Below are 8,220 nucleotides of genomic sequence, written 5' to 3'. Positions count from 1 at the left end.
AACACCCACACCCCACCCCACCCACCCACCACCACACCCCCTCCCCACCCCCCGATCGGAATCATAAGCCACCCCCCACCCCCCCCCCCCCCCCCCCCCCCCCCACTCGACTCCGCCGGGGCTTGTCGTAGGCCGATGTAACTATTACAGTTACGACATGGAGAGGGGTGATGGGCGGCATGAGCGCGAACAGTAGGTTGACCGTCGCCGCGCACGCCCTGACCTGGATCGGGCTGTACCAGCGCCGTGGCCACGAGGTCGCCACCTCCGAGCAGATCGCGACGAGCGTCAACACCAATCCCGTGGTGATCCGCCGCCTGCTGGCCCAGCTGCGCAAGGCGGGCCTGGTCGACTCGCGAAGGGGTGCCGGGGCCGGCTGGACGCTGTCGCGGGACCTGTCGGCGATCACCCTGCTCGACGTCTACGAGGCGGTGGAGCCGGGACCGATCTTCGCCCTGCACCCCGCCACGCCCGACCCCGAGTGCGTCGTGGGCCACGGCATCGCTCCGGTGATGGCCGCCGTCTACGGCGGGATCGAGGTCACCCTCCGCCGGGAGTTGGCGGGGACCACGCTGGAGGATGTGCTGCGCGACGTGCTGAAGGCCGCCTAGCCTCGGCCGTGGCAGTGCTTCCTGCGTCGCTTCCTGCGCCGCTTTTTGTGCCCAAAAATGTAACAAGAATAGTTACGTCAAGATTCGGAGAATCTCATGGGACAGCTGGACAACAAGACCGCCCTCGTCACCGGCGCCTCCACCGGCATCGGCCTGGCCATCGCCCGCCGCTTCGCCGCCGAGGGGGCGACCGTGTACCTCACCGGGCGCCGCGAAGCCGAGCTGGCGGCCGCCGTCGAGCAGGTCGGCAGCCGGGGTGTCGGCATCCGGGGCGACGTGTCGAAGCTCGACGACCTCGACCGGCTCTTCGCCGAGATCACCGAACGCAGCGGCCGGCTCGACGTCGTCGTGGCCAACGCCGGCCTCGGGGACTTCGGCCTGCTCGGCGAGATCACCGAGGAGGAGTACGACCACACCACCTCCGTGAACCTCAAGGGCACGGTCTTCACCGTGCAGAAGGCGCTCCCGCTGCTGTCGGCCGGCGCCTCGGTGATCCTGCTCTCGTCCAGCGCGGCCCTGCGCGGCGTCCCGGGCCTGGGCGTCTACGCCGCCACCAAGGCCGCGATCCGCAGCCTCGCCCGCACCTGGGCCACCGAACTCGCCGGTCGGGGCATCCGGGTCAACGCCCTCACCCCGGGCCCGGTCGCGACCCCTGGGGCCGACGAGCTGCGGGCGGCGTACCCCCAGGTCGATCAGGCCGTCGCCACGACCCCGCTCGGCCGCATCGGCCGACCCGAGGAGGTCGCCGCCACCGCCCTCTACCTGGCCGGGGACCAGAGCTCCTTCACCACCGGCGCGGAACTGCTCGTCGACGGCGGCGTCACCCAGCTCTAGGGGATTCACCTCGGGACAGAACCTGAGCGGAGTGGAAAAGCGGAGTGGGAAGTCGGACCCGCCGACTTCCCACTCCCTCACCGGACTTCGGTCAGCGACACAGGGCCGTGTCCACGACGTTCTCGACGTGCTCCGAGCCGGCGGCGTCCGGCGGGACGGTGGTCACCGCGATGTTGACGGCGCGGCCGTCGTCCGTCGCCCCGCCCCGGGTCTCGTAGCCGGGGATGTCGCCGCCGTGGCCCCAGTAGACGCCGCCGCAGGACAGCGGCCGGCTGATGAGCCCCAGGCCGTAGGCGGCGCCGCTGTCGCCGATGGGGACGGTGGTGCGCATCTGGGCGAGCTGGGCCGGTTGCAGGAGGCGGCCGCCGAGGAGGGCGGTGAAGAACTGGTTGACGTCGGAGTTGGTGGAGATCATCTGGCCCGCCGCCCCGCCCGCGGAGGGGTCCATCTCGGTGAAGTCGATCAGGTGCCCGTCGGCCGCGTCCTTGCGGTAGCCCTGGGGGTGGGCCTCGCGGATGGTCCGGTCGCCCTGGGCGGGGTAGTAGGTGTGTCGCAGGCCGAGGGGCTTGATGATGCGCTGGTCGATCTGCTCGGCGATGGGGCGGCCGGTGACCTTCTGGACGACCAGGCCGGCGAGCACGTAGTTGGTGCTGCTGTACTTGAAGCTCGCCCCCGGGGCGAAGTCGGCCTTGTGCTGGAAGGCGATGTCCAGCAGGTCGCGCGGCTCGAAGTACCGGTGCTGGAGGGAGGGTTCGTCGAGGTATCCCTCGTAGTCCGGGAGTCCGCTGGTGTGCTGGAGGAGCTGACGGACCGTGGTGTGGCGCCCGTCGATGCCGTCGCCGCGGACCAGGCCGGGGAGGTAGGACTCGACGGGCTCGTCGAGGCCGATCCTCCCCTCGCCGACCAGCTGCAGCACGACCACCGCCGTGAACGTCTTGGTGTTGCTGCCGATCCGCACCTGGCCGTCGACCGGCACCTTCGCGCGGGTGGTGACGTCGCCGACCCCCGCGGTGTAGGTGCGGGTGCGGCCGTCACGGCCCTGGACGCTGGCCAGCGCGGCGGGCAGGCCGTCGTCACGGACCAGCGCGTTCAGCCCCTGCTGGACGCTGTCCGGGCGGGGGGCGGCGGCGGCCGTGGACGGCGCCAGGGCGGTGCCCGCGGTCATGACGCCGACGGCCACCGCGGCCGCCGCCGCCACGACGACCCCGCGCCGACCGGCCTGCGGGCGCCGGGAGGAAAGCCCGGAGGAAAGCCGGGACGAACGCCAGGAGGAAGGTCGGGAGGAAAGCGGCTGCCACATCTGCTCACGCACGAGTCAACTCCGGTGCAATCAAGGGGAGGCCGGGAAGTCCTCCCCGGCTGTGATCGCCAGTCTGCTCGGGCGGCCCACCGATGACCTCCCTCGACCGGGGGAGCACTTTCTCCCACGTTTCCGCGATGCGCACCGACCGCCCCGCACGCCGATCCCCCTGCACGCCGACCGCCCCGCGCACCGACGAGGGGCCGGCCCGCCGGGGGAGCGGGCCGGCCCCGCGGGCCTGGTCGGGCGGTCGTGGCCGCCCGGTCGTGTTCAGCCGGTCGCGCCGACCGCTACTCGGTCAGCATCTTCTCGCCGGCGTCCGGCAGCTTGGTGCCGTTCTTGTCGAAGAACTGCCACGACGTCACCTTCTTGCCCGGCTGCTCGGGGACCACCAGCCGCTGGTACGGGGAGTCCCCGACGGCCTTCAGCCACGGCTCCATGACCGTGCCGTCCGACCAGGTCACCAGGACCTTGCCGACGTCCGGGCCGAGGGCCATCACGGCGAGCTTGATCGGGAGCGGACCGGGCGTGCCGGACTTGTCCCGGGCGCCCATCAGGCCGCCGCTGAACGTGTCGGCCATCCGCGGGTCGAGGTGACCCGGCGCCGGGTAGCTGCCCGCGTTGTCGTGCGGCTGGCGCACCCCGTCCAGGGTGACGTAGTCGTTCACGACGTCCTCGTTGGGCTGCCAGTACTGCTGGACGTACGCCTCCGTCGGCTTGTCGAGCGAGGAGTCGACGGCGTGGCGCTCCTCCCAGACGGCCACCGCCTGCTCGTACGCCCGCTCCTTCGGGGCGACCGGCCAGAGCGCCGTCCAGAGCTTCCACGTCTTGCCGTCAGGGGTGTTGCCCTGGGCGAGCGTCACCCGGACCGGGGTGAACGGGTCCCGCTCGGCCGTCGCCGTGCCGGACGGCTGGGCGGCCGGGCCGCCCCCGGTGCCGCCGCCGGGACCGCCGTTGGCCGGGACGAGCGCCTGGGCGCCGCTGCTCGCGGGGGAGCTGTGCAGACCCGCCATCGTCCCGCCGCCCAGCACCACCACCGAGGCCAGTGCGAGCGCGCCGACCACTGACCGGCGCCGGCGCCGGATCCGGCGGCCGCCCGCCATGATGTCCGCCATCGGCGCCGGGCTGATCCTGGCCCCGGCCGCCACCTCCGCCAGGCCGAGTCCGACCCACACGTCGCCGTCGTCGCCCGCCGCGCCCATGCCGACCGTCCCGCCGTTGCCGCCCGCGCTCATACCGCACCTCCGATGCTCGTCATGCCCTTGATTTCCTTCAGCGCTGCGGCCCCCCGCAGTCTCGCGATCCCCTTGGCCGCGTGGCTGCGCACGGCGCCCGTCGAGCAGCCCATCGCCTCGGCGGCCTGGCTGTCGCTCAGGTCCTCCCAGTACCGCAGCACCACGGCCTCGCGCTGGCGGGCCGGCAGGGCGGCCAGCGCCGTCATCAGTGCGCCGCGCTGGTCGGAGCGGGCGTAGCAGTCCTCTGCTCCGGCCTCGTCCGGCACGGCGTACACCAGCAGTTCCGGCGCGCGGCGGCGCCAGCGGCGGGCGTGTTCGTTCACCAGGATCCGCCGCACGTAGCTGTGCGGATCGCCGGCCCGTCGCACCTTCGCCCAGGCCGCGCAGGCCTTCTCCGCCGCGGACTGCACCAGGTCCTCGGCCGCGTACTGCTCCCCGGCCAACAGGTACGCCGTCCGCAGCAGCCGTGGCCAGGCCCCGACGATGAACGCCTGGAACTCCTCGTCCCGGTCGGTCTTCGTGCCTCCCATGAGCACCTCCTCACCCACCTAGAGCCCGGAAGCGGCCCAAAGCGCTTACTCCCTCCGATCACCAAACCGGTTGGCGTCCCCCAGAGGCGTCGATACGATCCGCGGATGATCCTCTCCCATGACGTATCTCATGACCTGCCGGGCGACCGCCCCACCGTGGTGCTGCTGCACTCGTCCGTGTGCGATCGGAGGATGTGGGACCCGCAGTGGCAGGGGCTGGTCGACGCGGGCTACCGGGTGATCCGGGGCGACTTCCGGGCCTTCGGTGACACGCCGCCGGCCGACGCCCCGTACAGCGACGCGCAGGACGTGCTGGCGCTCCTCGACCACCTGGGCGTCGAGAGCACCGCGCTGATCGGCGCCTCGTACGGGGGGAAGATCGCCATGGACGTGGCGGCGCTGCGCCCCGGGGCCGTCACCGCGCTGGCCCTGCTCTGCTCCGGGGCGGCCGAGCACGTCGCCGGCGACGCCCTGATGTCCTTCGCCGCGCGGGAGCGGGAACTCCTCGCGACCGGGGACGTCGAGGGCGCCGTCGAGCTCAACGTCGAGACCTGGCTCGGCCCGGAGGCGGGCGACGAAGCCCGCGAACTCGTCCGCCGGATGCAGCGGCGCGCCTTCGAGGTGCAGGCGGACGCCGAGATCGGCCCCACCGACGACGAAGCGGACCTCTCCCGGATCACGGCGCCCTGCCTGGTCGTGACCGGCGGCCACGACGTGGACGACTTCCGGCAGATCGCCGACTCCTTGGCGACCCGGATCCCCGGCGCCCGCCGGCTCGAACTGTCCTGGGCCGGCCACTTCCCCGGCCTTGAACGGCCCGAGGAGACCTTCGAGTTGCTCACCGGATTCCTCCGCGAGACGGCGTAGGCGCTCCGAGAAGCGCTGCCTCAGCCGACGGAGTCGCGCCGGTCGGGGCAGGGCGGGTCAGGGCAGGGCGGGTCAGGGTAGGACGGATCGGGGCAGGCTTGGCCGGGGAAGGCCGCGTCGGGATCGTCCAGCAGCAACTCCAACAGCGGTACGGCCGACTCCAGTTGGCGGCACTGCTGCGGGGTGAGCCGCGCGCTGCGGCGGGCCAGCAGGGCGGAGCGCTCCCGGCGGATCCGGGTGATCGCCGCCAGGCCGGCCGGGGTGAGTTCGAGCAGCTGGGAGCGGCCGTCCAGCGGGTCGGGGGTCTTGGCGATCAGGCCGTCGGCGGTCAGCGGGGCGATCGTGCGGAGCACGGACGGCACGGCCACCCCCTCCCGCGCGGCGAGTTCGCCGAGCCGCAGCGGGCCGTGCACCTCCACCCGGGCCAGGGCGGAGAGTTGGGCGACGGTGAGGTCCTGGCCGCCGGAGGCGCGGGCCATCTGCCGGTTGAGTCGGCCGATCGCCAGGCGCAGCCGGACGACGGCCTCGGCGGAGAGACCGGCCCCGGCCTCGGCCCCGGCCTCGGCCTCGGCGTCGGTCGCGGTGTCGGCGCCGGTCGCGGCATCGTGCCCGGTCATGGCCTGCGGGCCTTTCCGCGCGGTGCGGGCCGGCCTACACCGGGCCGTTCAGCGGGCCCGCCCGCGCCCGGCCGGGCGCGGCGGGTGTGGCGCGGCCCGGTCCGCTCGCGGACCAGCGAGGCCGCCGCGGCGACCAGCGACATGGCGATCGCCAGCCAGAACACCACGACCAGGCCGTCGTGGAAGGGGCCCGAGATCAGTTGCGGGAAGAACTCCCGGCCGGTCAGCGTCCGGGCGTTGGCCGCCGGCAGCATGCCGAGCACGTGCGGGCCCAGCAGCTGCTGGATCGGGTTGTACCCGAGGAACGCGGCGAAGAGCGTGCCGACCGGTGGCAGCGAGGCGATGGTGTGCGCGTCGGCGGCGGGCACGCCCTGCGCGGTCAGTCCGGCGGTGAGGGTGTGTGGCAGCGAGCCGGCCAGGCCGGCCACCATCAGCGAGAAGAAGACGCCGATCGAGAGCACCATGCCGGCGTTCTGGAAGGTGGCCCGCATGCCGGAGGCGGCGCCGCGGGCCTCGGCCGGCACGCTCGACATGATCAGCGAGGTGTTGGGGGCCGCGAACAGGCCGCCGCCCAAGCCGTTGAGGAACACCAGGACGGCGAACCACGGGTAGCCGAAGTCGGTGGGCAGGAGCAGCAGTCCGGCGAAGGACAGGGCCATCACCACCAGTCCACCGGAGGCGAACAGCCGGGCCCCGGCCCGGTCGGAGAGGTAGCCCGAGACCGGCCCGGCGGCCAGGAAGCCGACGGTCAGCGGGACGAGGTAGATGCCCGCCCACAGGGGGGTGTCGGCGTAGTCGTAGCCGTGCAGCGGCAGCCAGATGCCCTGCAGCCAGATGATCAGCATGAACTGGAGGCCGCCGCGGGCGATCGAGCCCAGCAGGGTGGCCGCGTTGCCGCCGGCGAAGACCGGGTCGCGGAACAGCGCCAGCGGGAACATCGGCTCGGCGACCCTGGACTCGACCAGGCAGAAGGCGATCAGCAGCGCCACGCCGCCGAACAGCCCGCCCATCACCCATGGGCTGGTCCAGCCCATGGTGTGGCCGCCGTAGGGCTGGATGCCGTAGGTGATCGCGGCGAGCAGGGCGGTCAGGCCGACGGCGAAGGTGACGTTGCCCCACCAGTCGATCCGGGCGGGCCGCCGTACGCCGGTCTCGCGCAGCGACCGGTAGGCCCAGACCGTGCCGAGGATGCCGATCGGCACGTTGACCCAGAAGATCGACCGCCAGTTCCACTCGGCCAGCAGCCCGCCCAGCACCAGGCCGATGAAGGAGCCGGCGATGCCCGCGACGATGTTCACCCCCAGCGCCATGCCGCGCCGGTGGGCCGGGAACGCGTCGGTGATGATCGCGGCCGAGTTGGCCATCAGCATCGAGCCGCCGATCGCCTGCACCACCCGCCAGCCGATCAGCCACAGCGCGCCCGGCCCGCCGTGCAGCGGGTCGAGGGAGAGGGCCACCGAGGTGAGGGTGAAGATCAGGAAGCCGGCGTTGTAGATCCGGACCCGGCCGTGGATGTCGCCCAGTCTGCCGAGGGTGACCACCAGGACGGCGGTGACCAGCATGTAGCCCATCAGCATCCACAACAGGTAGCTGACGTTGCCGGGTTGGAGCGGGTCGAGGCCGATGCCGTTGAAGATCGCGGGGAGGGAGATCAGGACGATCGAGGCGTTGACGGTGGCGATCAGGGTGCCGAGCGTGGTGTTGGAGAGGGCGACCCACTTGTACCGGGGATGGTCCGCCGCCACGGCTCCGCGGACCGCGCGGACGGGCCGGCGCCTGCCGTTGTTCGGGATCTTCGTCGCCACCGCTGCCCCCAGGTGAGTGGCAGACCGGGGCCGCCAGTCGGAGAGTACTTCGATAGCTTTCGCTAACTAACGATAGTCCGACCACCCCACTGCCGGTAGCCCGCAGGCGTCCCGGAGGCCGCCACCGGCCGCTGGCCGCCGGCCATCGGTCCGCTCCCGCGCTGCCGGGAGCCCGGCGGCCGGTTCGTGCTCGCGGGCCCGCGTTCGCCGACCCGGCTGCTTTCCGACGCGTCGCATGCACATTTCCGCCACATTCCCGCAGTGCTGCGCCGCCTTTCGCGGCGCCGGATGTCCGAATTGCCTGACCGGGGCGGCTTCGTGTCGAATTCCTTGACATGACCACCTTCTCGTTTTCGTCTGTCGCAAGTAAAACTTCGCAAAGAATGGCTCTCCACAGGGGGGTCGCTGACCTGCGCAATCA

The 8,220-nt window shown here is 72.5% G+C and carries 8 protein-coding genes; 3 read left to right on the top strand and 5 right to left on the bottom strand.

Annotated features, from left to right (window positions below; translation table 11 throughout):
- Nucleotides 1-179: 179 nt before the first annotated feature.
- Nucleotides 180-611, top strand: coding sequence for an Rrf2 family transcriptional regulator (locus ACFV61_RS03130; protein WP_380489769.1), 432 nt, complete (start codon nucleotides 180-182; stop codon nucleotides 609-611).
- A gap of 96 nt (nucleotides 612-707) precedes the next feature.
- The gene (locus ACFV61_RS03125; protein WP_380368869.1) at nucleotides 708-1,445 is read left to right on the top strand and encodes an SDR family NAD(P)-dependent oxidoreductase; all 738 of its coding nucleotides are present in this window, start codon (nucleotides 708-710) and stop codon (nucleotides 1,443-1,445) included.
- A 91-nt stretch (nucleotides 1,446-1,536) separates the two neighbouring features.
- Here ACFV61_RS03125 and ACFV61_RS03120 read toward each other — a convergent pair whose 3' ends face one another.
- The 3 genes from ACFV61_RS03120 to ACFV61_RS03110 form a co-directional block, all read right to left on the bottom strand.
- Nucleotides 1,537-2,610 (bottom strand): serine hydrolase domain-containing protein, encoded by a 1,074-nt coding sequence (locus ACFV61_RS03120; protein ID WP_380489823.1) that lies wholly within the window; start codon nucleotides 2,608-2,610, stop codon nucleotides 1,537-1,539.
- Nucleotides 2,611-3,035: 425 nt separating this feature from the next.
- Nucleotides 3,036-3,980: a hypothetical protein gene (locus ACFV61_RS03115; RefSeq protein WP_380368872.1), complete on the bottom strand. Its 945-nt coding sequence runs from the start codon at nucleotides 3,978-3,980 to the stop codon at nucleotides 3,036-3,038.
- Nucleotides 3,977-4,510 carry a SigE family RNA polymerase sigma factor gene (locus ACFV61_RS03110; RefSeq protein ID WP_063349820.1) on the bottom strand — a complete coding sequence of 178 codons (534 nt, stop codon included), beginning with the start codon at nucleotides 4,508-4,510 and terminating at the stop codon, nucleotides 3,977-3,979. Before ACFV61_RS03110 ends, ACFV61_RS03115 begins: the two co-directional genes overlap by 4 nt.
- Nucleotides 4,511-4,615: 105 nt before the next feature.
- Here ACFV61_RS03110 and ACFV61_RS03105 point away from each other — a divergent pair, with 105 nt between their 5' ends.
- Nucleotides 4,616-5,377 (top strand): alpha/beta fold hydrolase, encoded by a 762-nt coding sequence (locus tag ACFV61_RS03105; protein WP_380489767.1) that lies wholly within the window; start codon nucleotides 4,616-4,618, stop codon nucleotides 5,375-5,377.
- A 20-nt stretch (nucleotides 5,378-5,397) separates the two neighbouring features.
- Here the strand turns inward: ACFV61_RS03105 and ACFV61_RS03100 are convergent, their stop codons facing one another.
- On the bottom strand, nucleotides 5,398-5,994 hold the full coding sequence (locus ACFV61_RS03100) for a MarR family winged helix-turn-helix transcriptional regulator (protein ID WP_380489765.1): 597 nt from the start codon (nucleotides 5,992-5,994) through the stop codon (nucleotides 5,398-5,400).
- The gene (locus ACFV61_RS03095; protein WP_380489763.1) at nucleotides 5,991-7,799 is read right to left on the bottom strand and encodes an MFS transporter; all 1,809 of its coding nucleotides are present in this window, start codon (nucleotides 7,797-7,799) and stop codon (nucleotides 5,991-5,993) included. Before ACFV61_RS03095 ends, ACFV61_RS03100 begins: the two co-directional genes overlap by 4 nt.
- Between the last annotated feature and the right edge of the window lie 421 nt (nucleotides 7,800-8,220).

The sequence above is a fragment of the Kitasatospora sp. NPDC059817 genome (assembly GCF_042731835.1).
GTDB lineage: Bacteria > Actinomycetota > Actinomycetes > Streptomycetales > Streptomycetaceae > Kitasatospora.
The sequence above is the reverse complement of the archived record's forward strand: the minus strand, read 5'-3'. Positions and strand labels throughout refer to the sequence as shown.

What these genes read in the sequence shown, in the direction of transcription:
- ACFV61_RS03130 (WP_380489769.1), top strand. Translation starts at nt 180, where the DNA reads ATGAGCGCGAACAGTAGGTTGACCGTCGCCGCGCACGCCCTGACCTGG.
- ACFV61_RS03125 (WP_380368869.1), top strand. Translation starts at nt 708, where the DNA reads ATGGGACAGCTGGACAACAAGACCGCCCTCGTCACCGGCGCCTCCACC.
- ACFV61_RS03120 (WP_380489823.1), bottom strand. Translation starts at nt 2,610, where the DNA reads ATGACCGCGGGCACCGCCCTGGCGCCGTCCACGGCCGCCGCCGCCCCC.
- ACFV61_RS03115 (WP_380368872.1), bottom strand. Translation starts at nt 3,980, where the DNA reads ATGAGCGCGGGCGGCAACGGCGGGACGGTCGGCATGGGCGCGGCGGGC.
- ACFV61_RS03110 (WP_063349820.1), bottom strand. Translation starts at nt 4,510, where the DNA reads ATGGGAGGCACGAAGACCGACCGGGACGAGGAGTTCCAGGCGTTCATC.
- ACFV61_RS03105 (WP_380489767.1), top strand. Translation starts at nt 4,616, where the DNA reads ATGATCCTCTCCCATGACGTATCTCATGACCTGCCGGGCGACCGCCCC.
- ACFV61_RS03100 (WP_380489765.1), bottom strand. Translation starts at nt 5,994, where the DNA reads ATGACCGGGCACGATGCCGCGACCGGCGCCGACACCGCGACCGACGCC.